We start from the raw sequence: 19,404 nt of genomic DNA on the forward strand, positions 1-19,404 counted from the left end.
CGGGTCAGTGCGTCGAAGCGGGCGCATCGACGTCACCTCCCATCAGTTCGCGGTAGCGGGGGCAGGTTTCCAGCAGCTGCTCGTGCGGGCCGTCGGCGATGATGCGGCCGCCGTCCAGCACGGCGACCCGATCGGCCCAGGCGGCCGTGGAGGGTCGGTGTGCGACCAGCAGGACGGTGGCCCCGGCGAGGGCGGCGTGCAGGCGGGTCTGGACCTGTTCCTCGGTGTCCACGTCCAGTGCCGACAGCGGGTCGTCCAGGATGACGATGTGGCCGCCCGGATGCTTCTGGCGGGCCAGCACCGCACGGGCCAGGGCCAATCGCTGGCGCTGCCCGCCGGACAGGCTGAGGCCCTGTTCACCGATCCGGGTACGCAAACCCCATGGCAGGTCGTCGACGAATTCGGTGGCGCGGGCGACGTCCAGGGCGGCGCGGATCTGCTCGGTCGCGGCGTCGGGATAGCCGAGGGTGATGTTCTCGCGCACGCTGGCGGAGAACAGCACCGGATCCTCGAAGGCCACCGACACGATGGAGCGCAGGTCCGCCAGCCGCAGCGTGCGAATGTCGACGCCGTCGATGGTCACCGTGCCCGCGGACACGTCGTAGAGCCGCGGCACCAGACCCAGCAGCGCGGATTTGCCGCTTCCGGTGGCGCCGACCACCGCGACCGTCTCGCCGGGACGAATGCGCAGCGAAATATCGTGCAGCAGATCGCGTTCGGCATCCGGGAAGCGGAAACGCACGCTGTCGAACAGCAATTCGCCCCGTACCGAGGTCGGCAGCGAGGCGGGCCGCTCGGAATCGGTGATGGTCACCGGGGTGTCGATGATCTCCCAGTAGCGTTCGGCGGCGGTGCGTGCTTGGTTCAGTTCCGCCAGCAGGAATCCGAAGCCCATGATCGGCCACTGCAGGAAGGTCGCGAGGGTGATCCCGGCGACCAGGGTGCCCAGCGTCATCGCGTCGTGGACGAGCAGATATCCGCCGATGGCCAGCGCCGCCGCAATGCCGAGACCGGACAGGGTGTTCAGCGCCGTCCACAGGCGAGCGGCCAACCGGACCTTATCCATTTCGAGGGCCTGCAGCTCACGGGACTGCCGCCGGAATCGGCGGCCGAACCACGGCCCGCGCCCGAACGCCTTGAGCACCCGGATGCCCTGCGCCGATTCCTCGACCGTGGTGGCCAGGTCGCCGGACTGGTCCTGGGCGCGACGGGAGGCGCGGCCGTACTCCTGCTCGAAGCGCAAACTCGACAGCACCAACGGAATCGCGATCAGCAGCTGTACCAGGCCGATCTGCCAGCTGAAGACGAACAGGACGGCCACACCGACCGCCAGCCCGGTGGTGAGCGACAGCAGCGACGGCGCGACGAAGGCGAAAAACCTTCGCAGCGTGGCCATGTCGGTGATTGCGCGGGAGGTGAGCTGGCCGGATTCCATGCCGTCGTGCGCACCCACCGACAGAATCTGCAGCCGCTGGAACAGGGTGGCGCGCAACGTCACCTCGAGCTCGCTGGCCGGGCGGGCGATGATCCACCGGCGGGACCAGGCCGTGCATGTGCTGATCACGCTCAGCCCGATCACCAGCAGCACCGGATGCCAGATGGCGTCGAAATCGTGGCGCGCCACCGGACCGTCCACGATCCGGGCGGTCATCACCGGCAACAGGATGTCGCACAGCATGCCCACGAGGGACAGCACCGCGCTGCCGAACAGCGGAATGCGGTACCAGCGGATATCAGGCCACAGCCGACGTAACGGGCTCGAGCGCGCGGCGGCGCCGGGTTCCGCCGATTTCGTACTGTCGGCCTCCGCATCGGCCGAGGCTCCCGCTAGGGCGACGGACAAGACGGTTCCCCCTTCGTCGTTCGCAGGATGAGGTCCCAGCCACCGCACAGAACACGGTCGTGCAGCTCACACCGGGGGTACGAACTTCCAGGCTGCCAGCTCTTCGCGCTCGGGCCAACCGATTTTCCGCCGCCGCGACCGGCCCCGGCCTAGAGTGCGAGGCGTGTTGATCGTCGCCGGTTATCTCCGGGTCACCGATCGTGACCGTTATCTCGATGCCTGCCGCAAGGTGGTCGTCGCGGCCCGCGCCGCCGACGGCTGCCTCGACTACAGCCTCGGCGCCGACCTGGTCGAGCCCGACCGGGTCAACGTCTACGAGCGCTGGACCACCCGCGCGGCCGTCGAAGCCTTCCGCGGCGAGGGGCCGGGCGAAGACCTGTCGGACCGGATCGTCGACGCCGACGTCCGCGAGTTCACCTGCGACACCGAGCAGCAGTTGTAGTCGTCCCGCTCCGCGGTGGGGGCCGTCACAGCCACGCGGGCAGCGTGGGCAGGTCGCCGATGAGATCCGAGCCGTCGGAGCGCCCGATCAGCCAGGCCACGACGCTGTGTGCCGAGCCGGTGACAGTAGTGGTCGGAGTGGAACCGATCGTGGTGGTGTAGCCGGTGTCGGTGGTTTCGATCGTGAAGCTCGGCGGGGGCGGCTGGGACGGGTCGGAGGTCATGGGTTTGGCGTCGGCGGGACGATTGGTGGCCGCCGCACGGTCCAGGCCCGCCACCACCTCCGGAAGCAGGCGGGCGACGAACTCGGCGGGCCAATCCGAGGGCTGGTAGCCGACTTTCAGATCGACATGGTGAATCTCGATCTCGCGCAACCGAAGCCACGGCACCACCGTCGCGGGCAGCTCCTTGCCGGTGCGCGTGCGGATCAGCCGCGGCCAGCGGTCGGCGGGCATGGTGCGCGCCAACGCCAGCCAGCGATCGGAGGCGGCGCGCAGATCGATCAGCTGCTCGGCGATCGGGCGCGGGGCACCGGCCTCGATATCGGAGTCACGCAGGAATTGGCTTGCGTACTGCGGGGTTTCGATGCCGGTGCGGGCCCACAGCAACAGATTCAGCAGACCGTCGGCATTGCGGGCGAGGTGCGCCAGCACATGCCCGCGCGTCCAGCCCGGCAGCAGGGAGGGCTCGGGCACATCGCTGTCGCGCAGTTCGGCCACGGCGCCGAGGAGGCGCTGAGTAGCCTCGTCGACGGTATCGAGCAGGGACAGGTGCTCGGTGAGCTCCGGCGCGTCGCTGGTCACGATTCTCGAGATTACTCACCGCGACGCCCGAACGCCTCCCCCGATTCTCAGGTTTTCCTGATATTGCGCACGGACCCCTTACAGGCGGCGCTGCCACGGTGGAAGCATGAGCATCGTTATCGAAGCAATAGTCGTGGCCATGGGCCTGGCCGTCTTCACCGCCATGGCCGCCTCCGGGGCGCTCGCCTCCTCGGCTCCGCGGTCACTGGTGGCCGTGCGGGCCCGTCGTCGCTGACCGTGCGACCGGCCACCCAGATCTGGACCGCCAGCATCACCAGCCACAGCGACATCGCGCCGACCTGGATGCGCTGGGCGATGCCGAGCGCATAGTTGCCGGGCAGGTTGTCGGCGATCAGCATCCAGGCCGTCACGGCCGCCCCGAGAACGAGAATCCACAGGCCGGAATGCCGCAGGATCGGCCAGCGCCGATAGCGGAACGCGGCCGCACTGAATGCGATCATCGCCACGAATATCGAGGTCACCGCCAACGTGCTGGTCAGCGCGTGAACCTGATGCAGTTGCGGGAACAGCCCACCGCAGGTTCGAGATGTGCACGGCCGTATCGGCCACTGGGCGTCGGCGATGGTCGCGGCCCCGAAACAGCCCAGCGCCACCCAGCCGACGGTCGAGAGCGGGCGCCGCGGGAATGCGAACAGCCCCGCCACCGCGGCGATCAATGCCAGCGTGCCGGTCACGGTGTCGGCGGTGGAGAACACCCAGCCGTACGGGCGGCCCTCGGCATCGAGTTCGCTGAGGAAGGACGTGACCGGGTTCAGGCCGACCGGCAACACGAACTCCAGCACCCAGGACGAATAGCAGAGACCGGCGACGGCGATAACCGTCGCGATACACCAGCGCAGGGCCCTGAAACGCCTGCGCCCGGGCGGCGTCGGCGGTTCGAGCACGGCCACCGCCTCGGGGGTGGGTTCGGTCGGCGTCATCGCCCTTCCGTCTCGGGAAATCGGTCGGCTGGTCGCCTCGGTCCCCCTCCATCATGAACTATGGGCCCGACAACGCGGCCTGCACGCGATCGGCCGCGTCGGCCGCGCTCTCGTGCTCCCAGACCCGCACGACCTGCCATCCGGCCGCGATCAACCGGGCGTCGGTGTCGCGGTCGCGGGCCACGTTCCCGGCCAGCTTGTCCGCCCACCACTGGGCGTTGTTCTTCGGATAGGTGGCGTGTTGCGGGCAGCAGTGCCAGAAACAGCCGTCCACGTAGACGGCCACCTTGCGCCGTGGAAATACCAGATCGGCGCGCCTGCGCAGACCGGGCAGCGGGGCGCGATCGACGAAGAACCGGCAACCGCGCCTGTGTAATTCCTTGCGCAGCGCGGTCTCGGGTGCGGTGCCGGCACGGCGTTGGCGTGCCATCCGAGCACTGGTCACCGCATCGGTGCCGGGTCGTTCAGTCACGCTGCCTCCTGGGGAAAGCCTCCCATTCGGGCCAGATGGTTCTCCATATCCTGCAGAAATCCGGGCGGGAATCGCAGGCTGCCGCGGCCCGCGCGGCGGAGGAATCCGGCGGTGGCGCGGGCCGACAGCAGCCGCGCGTCCTCGAGGAACCAGCGCAGATCCTCATACGGCTCGTGCACCGGCCAGGTCGACACCGGCATGCGGTAGGCCACTCCGGCACGGCCCCAGGCCGCCGTGGGCCAGCGATGACCGCTCAGCGGAACCTCGTCCGGCAGGCACTCCGCGCTCGGCGCGGTCAACCGGGCACCCACCCAGGAGGCCATCCGCACGCTCACCGCGTTGCCGACCAGCTTCCAGCGATGGCCCTGGCGCACGTCGGGCGCGGTCAGCGCCGGGGCCGTCCAATTGCGGGAGAATCCTTGCAGCCGTTCGGCATCGGTGATGCCCGGCGTGACGATCTCACCCGACGGCAGACGCACCGCCGGGGGGCTGGCGATGCCCAGGCCCGACCCGCCCTTGAGGGTGGGCACGGCGTTGACCGCCCAGCCCAGTCCGCGCACGCCCTCGGTCCAGTAGAAGCCGCAGGGGTCGGTGGCCGGATCGCCGATGATGCGTGGCCCGGCGTCGGTGCCGAACAGCACCGGCCGCGGATCCTCGGTGCGTGAGGCCAGCATCAGCACGCGCTGGCGGCGCTGTGGCAGCCCGAAGGCGCGCGCATCCACCACCCGGTACGCCCAGGTGTAGCCGAGCTCCTCCAGGGCGGTGGTGATGTGGCGCATCGCCTGCCCGCGGCCCAGCTGCAGCATGAACGGGACATTCTCGATCAGCAGCCAGCGCGGGCCGCGCCGGCGCCGCACCAGCCGGAACACCTCGTCCACCAATCCCGAACGGGCGCCGGTGATTCCGGCGGTCCGCCCGGCCTGCGACAGGTCCTGGCAGGGAAATCCGGCGGCAACCAGATCGGTGCCGGACGGCAGGGCCCGCAGCCGCGTCACATCCGCATGCAGTTCGACCTCGGGGAAACGCGCGGACAGCACCGCCCGCGCCCCATGGTCGATCTCACACAGCAGCTCGGTCTGCCATCCGTGCGCGCCGAGCCCGAGCTCGAGTCCGCCGATACCGGCGAACAGCCCGACCATCCGCGCGCCCGTCACACCTGTCCTTTCGCCCGAGTACCGTGCGGGCACCGCCGACCAGCGCACCGGGCCCGGGCAAGCACGTTACTCGAGCCATTCGGCGCAGTCAGCGATCGACACCGCGACACCCGCGCGAAAGCAACTGTCCCCCATCGGTTTCAACCGATGGGGGACAGTTTTTCGAGCGCGCCCGGAGAGACTCGAACTCCCAACCTTCTGATCCGTAGTCAGATGCTCTATCCGTTGAGCTACGGGCGCAGGGGTCTTGCGTATTCAGTTGTGCAGCCCGGCTTGCCGGGCTTGGCGGAGGCGAGAGGATTTGAACCTCCGGTCCCCGTGAAGGGACAACTCATTAGCAGTGAGTCCCATTCGGCCGCTCTGGCACGCCTCCTGGAGCCTTCTCGTCGAGGGCCCGGTCCTTTCGAACCGCCGAGAGGCAAGAGTACAGATCGTCCGCTCTGGACGCAAAACGGCTGGTCAGCGCAGGTGGCTGTCGAACCAGTCGAAGATGCGGGTCTGCGCGTCGACCACCGTCTCCGGATCCTCGACGGTGGGGTCGAAGCCGGGATGGTCGGCGCGGTGATGCAGGCCGGGATAGGTGACGAGCAGGGTGGCGACGGCGGCGTGGGCGGCGGCCTCGCGGAGCTGCTCGACCTCCTCGGCCGGGGTGACCGGATCGTCGGCGCCGTAGAGGCCCAGCCACGGCGCCTGTAGTCGGGGTGCGGCGTGGACGAGCGCGTCCGCGCGTTCGGCGATCGGTTCGGTGATGCCGGGGGCCGCCACGCTGATCGCGGCACCGATCCGCCGATTGGTGGCGACCAGCAGAGCGGCCGTCCCGGCGGAGTCGAAGCCGAGTACGCCGATGCAGTCGGCATGCACCCCGCGCTCGAGCAGCCAGGCGAAGCAGGCATCGGAATCGGTGAACAGGTCGTCGCCGAACACCGTCTCCTCGCTGGCACCATTGCGATGGAACAGGTTGGGCGCCACGACGATCCAGCCCTCCCCCGCCAGCGATTTCATGAACTCCAGCAGGGAATCGGCGAACTCGCGTGATTCGTGCAGCACGACGATCCCGCCGCGGGCGTTGCCCTCGGGTTCGATCACGGTGATGGGCACCCGGACCCGCACCACCGGCTGCTGCTGATCTTCCGCCGCCGGATCGGTCGCGCGCAGCAGTGCGTGATCTCGATAGACGCCCGACATGCGACTAGGGTAGTTCGCCTCGAGAAAGTTCGGGAGAACCCGCACGTAGGGGGCCGTCGACCAGAAATTTTCCGGCCGCGGCGACACTCGAGATCACGATCGTCCGGCACGTTCTAGGGTGGTTGATGTGACCGCTCGCATTCGCCCGGACCTGGAGTCCATCCCCGCTTACGTCCCCGGCCGCAGCCATCCGGGTGCGGTGAAGCTGGCCAGTAACGAGACCACCCTCGGCCCGCTGCCGACCGTCGCCAAGGCCATCGCCGAGGCGGCCGAGCTCGCCCACCGGTATCCGGACAATATGGCCGGCGAGCTGCGCGCGGCCATTGCGGAGTTCCACGGCATCGAGGTGGAGCACGTGGCCGTCGGCTGCGGCAGCGTCGCGCTGTGCCAGGAACTGGTCCAGATCACCTGCGGCGCACCGACGGACGAGGTGCTGTTCGCCTGGCGGTCGTTCGAGGCGTATCCGATCGTCACGCAGGTGGGTAAGGCGCGGGCCGTGCAGGTGCCGCTGACCGCGGACCACGCGCACGATTTCGAGGCGATGGCCGCCGCGATCACCGACAACACCAAGCTGATCTTCGTCTGCAACCCGAACAACCCGACCGGAACCGCCTACGGGCGTGCCGACCTGATCCGCTTCCTCGACGCGGTGCCCGAGCACATCCTGGTGGTGCTCGACGAGGCCTATTACGAATACGTGCGGCTCGCGGATCGTCCCAACGGTGTGGAGATCGGGCGGGATCGGCCGAATGTGGTGGTGCTGCGCACCTTCTCGAAGGCCTACGGGCTGGCGGGGCTGCGGGTCGGCTACGCCGTCGGCGATCCGGAGGTGATCACGGCGCTGTCGAAGGTGCACATCCCGTTCAGCGTGAACCGGGTCGCGCAGGCGGCCGCCATCGCCTCGCTGGATGCCCGCGACGAATTGCTGGAGCGCACCGACCGCGTGATCGCCGAGCGGGACCGGATGCGCGCGGCGCTGATCGCCGCGGGCTACCCCGTGCCGCCGAGCGAGGCGAATTTCGTCTGGCTGCCGCTGGGCGAGCGCAGCGCCGCCTGCGGCGATGCCAGCGCCGACGCCGGCGTGCTGGTGCGGCCGTACGGCACCGACGGCGTGCGGGTGACCGTCGGCGATCCGCACGAGAACGACCAGTTCCTGGCCTTCGCAACCGATCCGGAGGTCGTCGAGCGGTTCCTCGGCTGAGGCGTCCGGCTCAGCGGACGCCCAGCGCCGCCGCGAGGGTGGGCCATGCGCGCGGCAGTTCGTCGGCCCAGTACGGCCACGAGTGCGTGCCGACCGGGCGCAGGTCCACCGTCGCGGGGATCTGCATCCGCTCCAGCCGGTCCTCCAATGCCAGGGTGCAGGCGTAGGCGGCGGCCTCCAGCGGGCCGCCGAAGACGACCGAACTGGTCGAATCGGGATTGCCCGGACCGTCGAAGGGGCCGGGCAGTCCCGTGGCCGCGGACAGGAAGATCGCCGTGCCCCGCAGGTCGTCGGCGTGGGCCATCACATCGTGGGCGAGCCAGTCGGGGTCGTCCGGTTTGCCGAACATGTTGTCCGGGTCGCCGCCGTAGGTCCGCACGACCGCACGCGCCTGCGCCTGGCCCACATCCGAGCCCATGGCGTAGCAGCCGCTGTGCGCGGCGAGCGCGCGATAGGTCCCCGGGTTGCGCATCACCAGCATTGCCGCCGCCTCGGCGCCCATCGAGGTGCCTTCGACGGCGTTGCGGCCGTTGCCCTCGAACTTCGCATCGATGAGCGGGGGCAGTTCCCGGGCGAGGAAGGTCTCCCATTTGTTGGTGCCCAGCACCGGATCCGGCCGCTGCCAGTCGGTGTAGTACCCGGCCGGGCCGCCGACGGTGAGGACCACGTTGACGTTCTTGTCGGCGAAGAACTCGACGGCGCCGCCCTTCTCGGCCCAGTTGTTGCTGTCCTTGGGGGCACTGCGGCCGTCGAGCATGTACAGGGTGGGGCGCGGACGGCTGCGGTCGGCAGGCAGCAGCACCTGCACCTCCACGGTGCGATGCATCGCCGGGGATTTCACGAACACACGCAGCCAGCGGTCGGTGATCGGCTCGATGTGGTCGATGGATGCCAGCTCCGGGCGCTGATCGTCCACCGCCGGGGGCGGACCGTCGGCGCTGCCGGAGTTGAACTGTGGGGGCGGGGCGGCGCTGATCGGCGGTGCGGCATACCACGCCGCACCGAGCAGCAGTGCGGCACAGGCGAAGGCGCCGGACAGCCGACGCCGCAACCGGCGACGAACCATGGCCGCCATCCTGCCAGAGGCCATCGACAACGGTGGTGGGGCGCATCTACAAGTCGCGGCGAAAGTGATCCGCGACACATGCCGGAATGACGGATGGCTCAGTCCGACAGGTACTGCCCGCCCCACCGCCGCTCGACACCGGCGAACCTCCAGACCGCCGCGGCCACCGCCCATGTCGCCGCGAACAGTCCGACGATGATGAATCCGAGAGCACCGAGATCGAGATTGCCGACCCAGCCGACGACCCCGGTTTCGACGCCGAGCTTCTCGGCCACCAGCGACACCAATTCCTGGCCGCCGACCAGCAGTGCCACCGCGACCGACAGTCCGGTGACCACCAGGTTGTAGTAGATCTTGCGGATCGGCCGGACGAACGCCCAGCCGTAGGCATGGCTCATGAACGAACCGTCCAGCGAGTCGAACAGCGACATACCGGCCGAGAACAACACGGGCAGTACGAGAATCGCGTACCACGGCAGGCCGGTCGCGGCCGCGCCACCGGCAATCACCAGCAGGCCCACCTCGGTGACGGTGTCGAAACCGAGCCCGAACAACAGCCCCACCGGATACATGTGCCAGGGCCGGCGCACCATTCGCATGGCCGGGCGCAGTGCCCGCGCGAGTACACCGCGGGGTTCGAGCGCGCGTTCCAGCTCGCTCTCGGCGACGGCACCGTGACGCATGCGGCGGAATACCTGCCAGATCCCGATCAGCGAGGCCAGATTCAGCAGTCCGATCAGGATCAGGAACAGACCCGAGACGCTGGTGCCCCACAGTCCGGTCCAGCGTTGCAGCGCCGAATCGTCGTCCTGCAGGTTGGCCGCCAGCGCCCGCACGCCCAGCGCGAGCAGGCCCACCAGAATGAAGACCACCGACGAGTGGCCCAGGGAGAACCAGAACCCGACCGACTGCGATTTCGCTTTCCCGTTCTCGGCCACCAATTTTCGGGTGATGTTATCGATGGCGACGATATGGTCGGCATCGAAGGCGTGCCGCATCCCCAGGGTGTAGGCGGTCACGCCCAACCCGACCCCGTACACCGCCCCGTTCACCAGATGATGTTCGGGCACCACCACCAACAGCAGCGTCGCCCACCCGACTACATGCAAGACCACGACGGCGACCGCCATACCGACCACGCTGCGCACTGCGAAACCCCGTTTCCCGATCCGAGCCGGTCAATCGTACAACTCCGCCCCGCCCGCCCCACCGATTGCGCACATCCCCCACCCCGCCACTAGGCTGGGAGCGCTCCGGCACACGGAGCAGGGTGGGTTGCCCGAGCGGCCTAAGGGAACGGTCTTGAAAACCGTCGTGGTTCACGCCACCGTGGGTTCAAATCCCACACCCACCGCTAGCGTGACCTGCACCTATCCGGCAGGATGGGATCGGCCGTCAACGCGCGGTCAACATTTGGGCATCTGAGGGGATGTCGGCAACCACGCCAGTAGTTGCTCCCTGGGAGGGAGCCCTCGATGTCGAGTGTCAGAGTCAGTTTCGCTCAGGGTACGGTCAGCGGGTTTCGATCTCTAGATCGCCGAGAACGTTGTACGCGGCCAGGAACTCGTGGGGGAAGCCGAGGTCGATGGCGCTGGCCTCGTTCAGGTGGGCGAGGTGGGCGGTGTCGAATTCGACGTCGAGAGCGCCGAGGTTGTCCTCCAGCTGGGCCGGGGTCCGCGCGCCGATGATCGGTGCCGTCACGTCGGGGTTCTGCAGGGTCCAGGCGAGCGCGACCTGTGAGGGCGTCTTACCCAGTTCGGCCGCAACCTGTTTCACCACCTCGGCGATCGCCAACTTGCGCTCGGTGAGGCTGCCGCGCGCGAGGAGCACGTTCTTGCGGGTGTCCTCGCCCGAGGCGGCGGGCTGCCCGCCCTGCCCGGCCAGGTCGGCGCGGCTGTATTTGCCGGTGAGGATCCCGGCGGCCAGTGGCGACCACGGGATCACGCCCAGCCCCATCTTGCGTGCCATCGGAATCAGGTCGCGCTCGCCCGTGCGTTCGATCAGGCTGTATTCGATCTGCAGCGCCACCAGGGGTGACCACCCGCGCAGGTCGGCGATGGTCTGCAGGTGCGCGACCTGCCAGGCAGGGGTATCCGAGATCGCTACATACAGCACTTTGCCCTGGCGGACTAAATCGTCCAGGCCGCGCAGAATCTCCTCGGCCGGGGTCAGAAAGTCCCAGATATGCAGGTAGAACAGGTCGATGTAATCGGTATTCAGGTGTCGCAGGCTTGCTTCCAGCGACGCGAACATGCTCTTGCGTTGGTTACCAGCGGCGTTCGGGTCACCCGGTCGGCGCGGTTGGGTGTATTTGGTTGCCAGCACCAGGCTTTCGCGGTTGTCGCGGGTGAACTCGCCCAGCAGCTTTTCGGAGCTGCCGTTGGTGTACATGCTGGCGGTGTCGATGAAGTTGCCGCCGCGTTCGACGTAGGTGTCGAACAGCTTGCGGGCCTCGGCGGTGTCGGCGCCCCAGCCCCAGTCTGCGCCGAAGGTCATCGCTCCCAGCGCCAGCGGCGAGACCCGCAGCCCGGAGCGCCCGAGCAGCCGGTAGGTGTCGAGAGTGAGCGACATCGTGTCCTCCTGCGTCGTACTCCTCCTGATTCGTACACCGTGTCCGCCACCAGCTTGCTGCGGCGCCGAGCCGGGGGGAAGGGACAGTTCTTCCTGGGAACGCCAGTACTACCTCCACCGGATGATCAGAGAAATTGCGAGCGACATGCGCAACCGTGCTGGTCACTGCTTGGATCAGGCAAAGAAAAGCGCGGCTGCCGGTCGACCATGGCTGACAAGGCCCGGCGCTCATGCGAAGGTCCCATGATTATGATCCATGTCATAGTTTGAGTAAGCGATCAGTTCGCTCTCCGGCTCCATGTGCTACCAGGTGGTGTGTTGGGGCGTGACCTCCCAGTGCTGGAGTTCGCGGTCGAGATGGGGGCCGAGTGGGGTTTTCCAGCGGGGTGTGAGCTGGAAGGTGAGGTAGGTGGTTTCCGGGCTGTGGACGGCGTAAACCAGAATGGCTTCATCCTCGGCGCCAACGATGCCGAGGAACGGCGGCGGGATGACAGCGCGGGCGGCGAATGCCCGGGCGGACCCGACCGCGTCGATGACCTCGGGGGAGACGAGTCCGACGTTGGAGATCAGGACGTCGAAACGCTGGCCCGCGGTTCCCGACGGTATCTCCGCTGCGGCGTAGGCGGCTTTGCTGCGGCGGCGGATCTCTGCGAGGTCGGTGTAGCGCGTGCCCGCGGGCAGGTCGAGCTCGTAGTCGGCTCTCGCGGCTTGGTTGTCGGCAGAGGTGTCGCCGGCTTCGCGGAGGCTGACCGGCACCATGATTCGCAGCGTCCGGACGCGGTAGTCGTTGACGGAGTGAGCGACGTTGACGGCGATCGCGGTGATCAGCCCGGTCATGGTGCCACCGTGCGCCGCGGCGACGTCACGGAGCTGATCAGTGCTGATCCCGACGACCACCGGCAGCGGACCCGCATCTCCGGCGCCTCTGCCGGTCCCCGATACGAGTTTGCTCAGTATCAGCGAATTTTTGGTCGCCTGTGCGCGGACCAGGGCGGTGGGGAGTGCGGCCCGCAGATATGCGCGCGCACCCACGGTGAACGCATCGACCAGATCATCGCGCAGCGTGGGTCGTTGGTGATCCGGCAGCGCCTGGGACAGGTCGGCGCGGGCAGCCAAATCGAGGGCGGCCAGGCCACCCTGACCGTCGGTGATGGCGTGCGAGACGACGGCAGAGACGATGGAGCCGCCGTCGTCGAGATTCGCCGCGGACAGCGCCCATCCACGCCCGGCTCTCACGTCCAAGGATGCCGCGGCGACCTGGTGGTCGGCCCACCGCATCGCCTCGGTGGCGGGCACCGGGTCCGGGTCGATGGTGACCGGATAGCTGTAGGTGCTGCGTGTCCAATACGGGCGAGCCAGCGGTATCCGCGCCGGGACCAGGCTGCGGGAAAGGGGACCGTTGATCAGGCTGTGCCGCAAGTCATTCAGCCGCGAGACGTCGACCGGATTATCCACCCACCACAACAGCTGCATCATCGGTGCGTGCTTGCGGAGGATGACCGCTGCGACGTCGTCGACACTGATGCGTTCAGCCTTACCGGGAGCCGTGGGGTGCGTCGGCAGGGTACCCGTTTCCATCGAGTCGATCACCTTTCCTTGCGGGTGCTGCTGGAATTCGGCGGCAACCACAGGTCGTGGAGCAGACTCGGTTTCGAGCGAGGAAGCCGAGATCGTTGGCCGGTCTCGGCGGCGCCGAAGGTCGCGGTACCCAGCGCCAGCGGTGAGACCCGCAGCCCGGAGCGACCCAGCATCCGGTAGGTGTCGACGGTGAGAGCCATCGTGTCCTCCTGTGTCGTGACCGTGTCGGGACATCCGTCTGCGGCGGTGAGGATCCGGGGGGAGGAAAGGCCCCTGACAACGCCGGTCCACCTCACCGCAGGATCGGAAAGCGACGAGTAGCACAGTGGATGCGGCACGAAACTCCTCCCTCAGTGTCCACCCGATCTCTACTCCACATACCGATAACCAGAATGTTGCCACGCCCGGGCCAGGGGAAGGGAGAGCTTTTCCTGGGAACGCCAGTCCCACCCTCGTCCTATGACCAGAAAAATGACAAGCGGCCCGATGGGCGCGACCCACGAATTCGCCGCGCTCCTGCGGGCACGTCGCGAATGACACAATACGATTGATCTTGCGTCAAGGCCCTTGGCAGCATGTCGAGGTCCGCAACCCGGATGCCGAACTGGCGGCCCGACCACGGCTCAGTGCGACGCGCGGTAATAGCTGCATATCGCGTGTTCTGCAGGGGGTGCTGAGGGTTGCTCGACTGTGGTCTGCCGACATGGTCACGGATGGGCGAGATCGGATCTGTCCGCTCCAACGCGGGCATCGAATACCTCATCGGCGCGTACATTGCCTGCAACCACAATGGGTCCGATCAGAAGCCGAACCTTGGGGCGGGCCCGGCGGTTTCGACTCCGGATCGGTGTTGATCGCGTCAACACCTGGCCCTAGTGTGTTGGTTGCAAACCAGCCGAAATCACCTGAGATGCACCGAATTACGCTGGTCGCGCGGTCGGCCTGGGAGAAGCGACAGGTTCAAATCCCACACCCACCGCAGGGGAGCAGGCGAAGGCTGGTCACGCACCGACGGCTTGCGCGCAGACCCGTTGCATCACCGAGAATCCCAGGGTGACGTCCTGGTTGTCGTTGAGTACCTCGCCGTACAGCTCCGTCCACGAGTGGAATGAGTAGCGGGGGTTGGTGCAGATGCGCGCCCGCGCCACGATGACCTCGGCCGGCAGGCCGATGGCCGAGAGATAGGTTCCCAGCGACAGGGAACGGGGCAGGCACGGCCCGTTGGGGTGTACCACTCGCAGGACCAGCTGACTGAACAAAATCTCGCGGCGGGCAAGCCGGATCGCCACCGGCGGTTCCAGCTCGGCGGGCATCCGCCAGCCAGGTCCGGGACGCAGATCCAGCAGGTAGCCGTGTGCGGGGCCCCAGCCCTGCTCGCCGAGCAGGCGCAGTGCCGTCCAGGTGCATCGCAGCGCGTAACCGCGGAGCCGGTAGGGCAGGCGGGGCGGTGGTGGTACGCCGTCGATATCGGACAGCATGGATTCGAGTTGGTGTGCCAGATCGGTCATCGTGGCGCATCCGTTCGTGCGAGGAGCCGGTGTCGGTCGAGTTGGTCGATCAGCTTGCCCAGACCGGTGCGCAGCGTCTCCGGGCTCGCATGGATGCGTTGCTCGAGCTCTCGCACCGCTTCCTCGACGGTCTCGGAGCTCATCGCGGCCTGCACCATCAGCGTGGCCACGGGATTCAGTTCGAAGTAGACACCCTGCCGGGAGTCCATAATGATGCCGACACCATCGGTGGTGTCCAGGACGGCGTCGGCGCCGAGTTGCAACAGTGACATACCGATCAGCTCCTCACCGGGTGCGATGTCCGGCTTTCCAGACTGCGGAGGAAAAGCTCCGTCATGGCCGCGTAGATCAGGCTTTGCGCGTTACGGCGGATCGACAGCGAGTGACCGAGCACGGCGGTCAACCGCTGCGGGTCCACGATGTTCATTCGCGCCAGCAGGGAGTCGGGCCCGAGCAGTTCGGCGAGCTGCTGCGGGTGATTCAGGCAGAAGTTCTCGTGCGGAGAGCTCAACCACAGCCGACCATGCCGGCGCCAGATCATCGGTGGCAGCCGATCTTCGAGCATCAACCGCAGTACCGGCTTGTTGATGATGCGTCCGCCATAGGGAATGCAGCGGTAGGCCACCGGCATGCCGGTCATCAGCTCATACAGTTCTCGATTGGCCATCGGAGAGCAGAACTGGAGGCCGTGCGGCCAGGCGAGGGCGAGATCGGTGGTCTGTTCCTCGGGAAAGAATTCCAGATCGGGCAACTCGAGCGGCACGCCCGGCATCGGGACGAGAAAGTCGGGGTGCCGCATGCTGTCGTCGACCACTGCGGCCTCCGTCGCCAGTGGGTACGACCGACGGACGCTCTTGCGCAAGTCGTTCAGCCCCCAGCGCGAGCAGAGCAGGCCCCGCAGCATCAGGCGTTTCTCCGGCCAACTCAGCCGACCCCACAGCACATGGTGCAGGCCGTAGTCGGGGGCGGGGCTGAACAGCAGGTCACCGTCTCGACCCCAGGTGAGCAGCGCCACGCCGTCCTGCCGGAGACGCCGCACGGTCTGCTCCAACCAGCGATATCCGGTGTGGTTGTAGGGGTGGGAGAACCGCCAATCCTTGTTCACATGCCCAGCACCGATGTCGGTCATGATCGGTACGAAGGGGATGGACAGATGCCGACACACCTCGCGGGCGTAGCCGGACTCATCGGCCAGCGGATCGTCGGTGCCCAGGTGATAGGCGGTGACCTCAGCACCGTTGGCCGCCAGCGCGGCGGCTACGGCGGAGGAATCCAGGCCGCCGCTCAGCAGCAGGCCGATGCGACCCCCATGAGCGTACGGCCGAGTCGCGGCCAGGAGAAGTTCCCAGGCCCGGTCCGCATAATCGCGCGGCGTGCTACCCCGCGGCAGCGGCTTCGGCTCGATCCGGTCGTACTGGACGACCCTGGTCGACAGGCCGTCGAACACCATCAGGTGGCCCGGGCGGAGCAACGCCAATTCGGGATAGGCGACGATGCTGTCGCCACGGCAGATTCGCCAGATGGTCTTCCGGTCCAGACGGTCGAGGGCGTCGGGGACGAGGTCGGCGGGATCGCTGGACCATTCGACCGTGGCACCGGACTGCTTGTAGAACAAGGTGTTTCGGGCGAACATGCTGCGAAACAGGAAGACCCGATCGTCGGCGACCAGGCAGCCGACGAGATCGCCCGGCAGCCCGGCCAGATCCGGATAACGTCCGCTTCGGAGCGTCGCGGTGATCCGGACGACGAGGGCATCGTCCAGGGATCCGACGAGGGTGCCGCCCAGTGCGAGATGGGCTCGCTCGACCGGACGCGCGGGCTGGACAGCCCGGACCATCCCCGGTCTGGTCCACTGCCGCAGAAACTCCGGGCTCGCGGGGGCGGTACGTTCGGGGAAGGCTGTGAAGGGAACGCACGCGTAATCGACGGGAGCCCCGTCGCGTGGCAAGGTCACTCGGCCGGCGCAACCGAGGTAGTCCACGGTAAGTGGAGAATGGTCCATGATGGACGGAACCTCTCATCCGCCAAGAACTTTGGCTGAGGTGGCCCCCTCCCCCGGCGGATTCCCAGTCACGAACCGACGGGAGGGGACCACGGATCGATCACTTCATACGGCTAGAGAATGTTGCCGTGGCTGAGAAGATCGGGCACGCCCTTGAACACAAGAGCGGTGAGCTCCTCGACCGTACCCAGGCGGATCACCTCGGGCTCGCTGTAGGAAATCTTCGTCATTTGTTGTCACCTCCTTTCTCCAATTTCGTTCTACCGTGGACGAAACCGTGGTCGCCCACGCCTACGATCCGGTCTGCAGCACGTGATGCAGACCGGCACACGGCCTTTACCAGGCCGCATTCCAGGAAATTCCAGTGGTAACGAGATCAGATGGCGCCCGGGGGGGCGAATCATTCGTACCGATCCGGCGCGGTATTACAATCCATGCCGGGTGGTCTCCAATTCGCAAGGGAGACAATTTCTTGCAGAGACCGGGGAGATTGGGCAAGTTGTAGCATGATGCCCACCTAATGCGGAGGTGATCGGAAAACATGCAGCGGACTCCGCTGTACCGCAATGCATCTCGGCATCGAGACAGATCCGACCCGATGTCTGGTAAGGAATAACCGTAGCCTCCCCAGGCCTTTTCGTCGACCCCTACCGATCACCTAAATCTGGCCAATAATCGTTAGCATGCCGAGCGAATCATATTGCTTGCGCCGACGTTACTTCCAAGTGCGAAATTTGTCGCCGCACAATTTACATGCAGATGGAGGTTTTCGATCAGCTTTCCGACCGCCACGGAAGCCCGGACTCGTCCGAACGTTGAGAAAAGATGATCCGGAAATCAACTATGAACGGTTGGTGATTTCCTTGTCGACGCGTTCGAAGACCTCGCCGATGGTGGCGAGTTGGTCGGGGGTCAGCAGGTCGATGAAGTCGCGGCGGACGGCTTCCACATGGCCGGGGGCGGCGGCGCGCAGTCGGCGGATGCCCTCGTCGGTCAGGTGGGCGCGGACGCCGCGGCCGTCCTCTTCACAGCTGGTGCGGCGGACCATGCCCTGGGCTTCCATGCGGCGGATCTGATGGGTGAGGCGGCTGCGCGAGGACAGGACGCCGTCGGCGAGGTCGCTCATGCGCAGGGACAGGTCCGGTGATTCCGACAGCAGCACCAGGATGCGGTATTCGGCCAGGCTCAGGTCGCTGTCGCGCTGCAACTGCCGGTTCAGCTCCGACATCAGGCGCTGATGACCGTCCATGTAGGCGCGCCAGGCACGCTGCTGGGCCGAACTGAGCCACCTCGGCTCCGGTGCCGTGCGACCGCTCGGTTCGTAAGCCATAAAATCATTCTATTGGTTGCAAAAAGGTCACAGCACGCACTGGTCAGCGAGCCGTCGACAACAGCGCGCGATTCAGGTCGGCCACCGTGGCACAGCCCGAAAGCCCCATGGTGGCATCGAGATCGGCCAGCAGCAACCGCAACGCATGCCGCACCCCGTCGGCCCCCGCGAGGCCCAGCCCGTAGGCCCACGGGCGCCCGTACAGTACGGCCTTCGCACCCATCGACAGCGCGACCATCACGTCGGAGCCGGTACGCACCCCGGAATCGAACAGCACGTCGGCGCGGTCACCGATGGTGGCGACCACCGCCGGCAGCGCGTCGAGTGCGGCAATGGCGCCGTCGACCTGGCGTCCGCCGTGATTGCTCACCACCACCCCGTCCGCACCGGCGTCGACCACCTGCCGGGCGTCGTCGGGATGCAGGATGCCCTTCACCGCGATCGGCAGATCCGTCCACTCCCGCAGCCGGGCGATATCGGCCGGGCGCAGGCCGTGATTGCTGAACAGCCCGGCCCAGGTGAGGATCGCGGTCTGCAGCGCCTCCTGGCTCTGTTCGGGCGGGGCGGCCAGTTTCGCGCGAAAGACCGGATCGGACAGGTAGTTTGCGATGCCCTTGCCCTGCAGGAACGGCAGGTGCGCCAATTCCAGATCGCGCGGGCGCCAGCCGATCGCCGGCGTATCGGCGGTGACCACGATCGCCCGGGCACCCGCCTTCACCGCGCGGTCGACCAGCGAGCGGGCCAGCTCGTGATCACCCGGCCAGTACAGCTGATACCACCACGACCCGGCCACGGCGCCGACATCCTCGATTCTCGACGAGGCAGCCGTCGACAGCACCATGCCGACACCCAGCTCGCGGGTGACCTCGGCGACCACGATTTCGCCGTGCTCGTGCAGCAGTTCCAGGACGCCGATCGGTGCGGTCAGCACCGGCACGGCGAGCGTGGTGCCCAGCACCTCGACCGACAGGTCGCGAGCATCGGGTCCGCTGGCGCCGCGCCACATCCGCGGGATCAGCCGATGCCGCTCGAAGGCGGCGAGATTGGCCGCCGCGGTGCGTTCGGCCGAGGCGCTGCCCGCCACGTAGGCGAAGGCCGCCGGTTCCAGGACCTCCCGGGCGCGCTGCTCCAATCCCTGCGCCGTCATCGGCAATTCGGGCCGGGCACCGCTGAGTCCGGCCAGGTAGATCTCGTTCTGGAAGTCGGCGAAACTGCTCACCCGGCACACGCTAGTACCCGAATTTCGACCATGGGCACGAATTCCGCTGCCGCCGAATGTGCTCGCATCCACCGGGTAACCGGAACGCGG

At 67.3% G+C, this 19,404-nt stretch carries 18 protein-coding genes and 3 tRNA genes; 3 read left to right on the forward strand and 18 right to left on the reverse strand.

Annotation, left to right across the window (positions count from 1 at the left end; translation table 11 throughout):
* Positions 1-4: 4 nt before the first annotated feature.
* The gene (locus tag IU452_RS08305) at positions 5-1,843 is read right to left on the reverse strand and encodes an ABC transporter ATP-binding protein (RefSeq protein WP_195108376.1); all 1,839 of its coding nucleotides are present in this window, start codon (positions 1,841-1,843) and stop codon (positions 5-7) included.
* Positions 1,844-2,006: 163 nt separating this feature from the next.
* Here IU452_RS08305 and IU452_RS08310 point away from each other — a divergent pair, with 163 nt between their 5' ends.
* On the forward strand, positions 2,007-2,285 hold the full coding sequence (locus IU452_RS08310) for a putative quinol monooxygenase (protein WP_195108377.1): 279 nt from the start codon (positions 2,007-2,009) through the stop codon (positions 2,283-2,285).
* 25 nt (positions 2,286-2,310) lie between these two features.
* Here the strand turns inward: IU452_RS08310 and IU452_RS08315 are convergent, their stop codons facing one another.
* The 7 genes from IU452_RS08315 to IU452_RS08345 all read right to left on the reverse strand — a co-directional run bounded on the left by IU452_RS08315 (position 2,311) and on the right by IU452_RS08345 (position 6,839).
* Positions 2,311-3,087, reverse strand: coding sequence for a maleylpyruvate isomerase family mycothiol-dependent enzyme (locus tag IU452_RS08315; RefSeq protein WP_195108378.1), 777 nt, complete (start codon positions 3,085-3,087; stop codon positions 2,311-2,313).
* 155 nt (positions 3,088-3,242) lie between these two features.
* Positions 3,243-4,028, reverse strand: coding sequence for a DUF998 domain-containing protein (locus IU452_RS08320; protein WP_195108379.1), 786 nt, complete (start codon positions 4,026-4,028; stop codon positions 3,243-3,245).
* A gap of 58 nt (positions 4,029-4,086) precedes the next feature.
* Entirely contained in the window at positions 4,087-4,500 is a 414-nt protein-coding gene (locus IU452_RS08325; RefSeq protein ID WP_324192501.1) for a very short patch repair endonuclease, read from the reverse strand.
* The gene (locus tag IU452_RS08330) at positions 4,497-5,639 is read right to left on the reverse strand and encodes a DNA cytosine methyltransferase (protein ID WP_195108956.1); all 1,143 of its coding nucleotides are present in this window, start codon (positions 5,637-5,639) and stop codon (positions 4,497-4,499) included. Before IU452_RS08330 ends, IU452_RS08325 begins: the two co-directional genes overlap by 4 nt.
* A 182-nt stretch (positions 5,640-5,821) precedes the next feature.
* Positions 5,822-5,894: transfer RNA gene (locus IU452_RS08335), tRNA-Arg, on the reverse strand.
* Positions 5,895-5,937: 43 nt separating this feature from the next.
* A tRNA-Ser gene (locus IU452_RS08340) sits at positions 5,938-6,027 on the reverse strand.
* Between the two features lie 86 nt (positions 6,028-6,113).
* Positions 6,114-6,839, reverse strand: coding sequence for a dienelactone hydrolase family protein (locus IU452_RS08345; RefSeq protein ID WP_195108380.1), 726 nt, complete (start codon positions 6,837-6,839; stop codon positions 6,114-6,116).
* A 127-nt stretch (positions 6,840-6,966) separates the two neighbouring features.
* Between IU452_RS08345 and hisC the strand changes: the two genes are divergently transcribed.
* A complete protein-coding gene (gene hisC / locus IU452_RS08350) occupies positions 6,967-8,040 on the forward strand; it encodes a histidinol-phosphate transaminase (protein WP_195108381.1) in 1,074 nt (357 codons plus the stop codon).
* Positions 8,041-8,050: 10 nt separating this feature from the next.
* Here the strand turns inward: hisC and IU452_RS08355 are convergent, their stop codons facing one another.
* Together IU452_RS08355 and IU452_RS08360 are read right to left on the reverse strand one after the other, a co-directional pair.
* Entirely contained in the window at positions 8,051-9,106 is a 1,056-nt protein-coding gene (locus IU452_RS08355; protein WP_195108382.1) for an alpha/beta hydrolase, read from the reverse strand.
* A 98-nt stretch (positions 9,107-9,204) separates the two neighbouring features.
* Positions 9,205-10,236, reverse strand: a complete 1,032-nt coding sequence (locus tag IU452_RS08360; protein WP_195108383.1) for a HoxN/HupN/NixA family nickel/cobalt transporter — start codon at positions 10,234-10,236, stop codon at positions 9,205-9,207.
* 139 nt (positions 10,237-10,375) lie between these two features.
* On the opposite strand from IU452_RS08360, the gene IU452_RS08365 reads away from it, so the two are divergent.
* A tRNA-Ser gene (locus tag IU452_RS08365) sits at positions 10,376-10,460 on the forward strand.
* A 158-nt stretch (positions 10,461-10,618) separates the two neighbouring features.
* On the opposite strand, the gene IU452_RS08370 is transcribed toward IU452_RS08365, so the two are convergent.
* From IU452_RS08370 to IU452_RS08405, 8 genes are all read right to left on the reverse strand, one after another.
* On the reverse strand, positions 10,619-11,677 hold the full coding sequence (locus tag IU452_RS08370; protein ID WP_195108384.1) for an aldo/keto reductase: 1,059 nt from the start codon (positions 11,675-11,677) through the stop codon (positions 10,619-10,621).
* A 303-nt stretch (positions 11,678-11,980) separates the two neighbouring features.
* Positions 11,981-13,255 carry a hypothetical protein gene (locus IU452_RS08375; protein ID WP_195108385.1) on the reverse strand — a complete coding sequence of 425 codons (1,275 nt, stop codon included), beginning with the start codon at positions 13,253-13,255 and terminating at the stop codon, positions 11,981-11,983.
* A gap of 8 nt (positions 13,256-13,263) precedes the next feature.
* Complete coding sequence (locus tag IU452_RS08380) at positions 13,264-13,455, reverse strand: hypothetical protein (protein WP_195109034.1); 192 nt, start codon at positions 13,453-13,455, stop codon at positions 13,264-13,266.
* A gap of 801 nt (positions 13,456-14,256) precedes the next feature.
* Positions 14,257-14,763 (reverse strand): lasso peptide biosynthesis protein, encoded by a 507-nt coding sequence (locus tag IU452_RS08385; RefSeq protein ID WP_195108386.1) that lies wholly within the window; start codon positions 14,761-14,763, stop codon positions 14,257-14,259.
* Positions 14,760-15,035, reverse strand: a complete 276-nt coding sequence (locus tag IU452_RS08390; RefSeq protein WP_195108387.1) for a PqqD family protein — start codon at positions 15,033-15,035, stop codon at positions 14,760-14,762. Before IU452_RS08390 ends, IU452_RS08385 begins: the two co-directional genes overlap by 4 nt.
* A gap of 5 nt (positions 15,036-15,040) precedes the next feature.
* Positions 15,041-16,600: an asparagine synthase-related protein gene (locus IU452_RS08395; protein WP_228817060.1), complete on the reverse strand. Its 1,560-nt coding sequence runs from the start codon at positions 16,598-16,600 to the stop codon at positions 15,041-15,043.
* Positions 16,601-17,606: 1,006 nt separating this feature from the next.
* Positions 17,607-18,095 (reverse strand): MarR family winged helix-turn-helix transcriptional regulator, encoded by a 489-nt coding sequence (locus tag IU452_RS08400; protein ID WP_228817062.1) that lies wholly within the window; start codon positions 18,093-18,095, stop codon positions 17,607-17,609.
* A gap of 43 nt (positions 18,096-18,138) precedes the next feature.
* On the reverse strand, positions 18,139-19,314 hold the full coding sequence (locus tag IU452_RS08405; protein ID WP_324192502.1) for an alpha-hydroxy-acid oxidizing protein: 1,176 nt from the start codon (positions 19,312-19,314) through the stop codon (positions 18,139-18,141).
* Between the last annotated feature and the right edge of the window lie 90 nt (positions 19,315-19,404).

It is taken from the genome of Nocardia transvalensis (assembly GCF_015477765.1).
In the GTDB taxonomy this organism is placed as follows: domain Bacteria; phylum Actinomycetota; class Actinomycetes; order Mycobacteriales; family Mycobacteriaceae; genus Nocardia; species Nocardia transvalensis_A.

Coding starts and splice junctions, on each gene's coding strand:
- IU452_RS08320 (WP_195108379.1), bottom strand. CDS start 4,028: ATGACGCCGACCGAACCCACCCCCGAGGCGGTGGCCGTGCTCGAACCG.
- IU452_RS08330 (WP_195108956.1), bottom strand. CDS start 5,639: ATGGTCGGGCTGTTCGCCGGTATCGGCGGACTCGAGCTCGGGCTCGGC.
- IU452_RS08345 (WP_195108380.1), bottom strand. CDS start 6,839: ATGTCGGGCGTCTATCGAGATCACGCACTGCTGCGCGCGACCGATCCG.
- IU452_RS08355 (WP_195108382.1), bottom strand. CDS start 9,106: ATGGTTCGTCGCCGGTTGCGGCGTCGGCTGTCCGGCGCCTTCGCCTGT.
- IU452_RS08360 (WP_195108383.1), bottom strand. CDS start 10,236: ATGGCGGTCGCCGTCGTGGTCTTGCATGTAGTCGGGTGGGCGACGCTG.
- IU452_RS08370 (WP_195108384.1), bottom strand. CDS start 11,677: ATGTCGCTCACTCTCGACACCTACCGGCTGCTCGGGCGCTCCGGGCTG.
- IU452_RS08375 (WP_195108385.1), bottom strand. CDS start 13,255: ATGGAAACGGGTACCCTGCCGACGCACCCCACGGCTCCCGGTAAGGCT.
- IU452_RS08380 (WP_195109034.1), bottom strand. CDS start 13,455: ATGGCTCTCACCGTCGACACCTACCGGATGCTGGGTCGCTCCGGGCTG.
- IU452_RS08385 (WP_195108386.1), bottom strand. CDS start 14,763: ATGACCGATCTGGCACACCAACTCGAATCCATGCTGTCCGATATCGAC.
- IU452_RS08390 (WP_195108387.1), bottom strand. CDS start 15,035: ATGTCACTGTTGCAACTCGGCGCCGACGCCGTCCTGGACACCACCGAT.
- IU452_RS08395 (WP_228817060.1), bottom strand. CDS start 16,600: ATGGTCCGGGCTGTCCAGCCCGCGCGTCCGGTCGAGCGAGCCCATCTC.
- IU452_RS08400 (WP_228817062.1), bottom strand. CDS start 18,095: ATGGCTTACGAACCGAGCGGTCGCACGGCACCGGAGCCGAGGTGGCTC.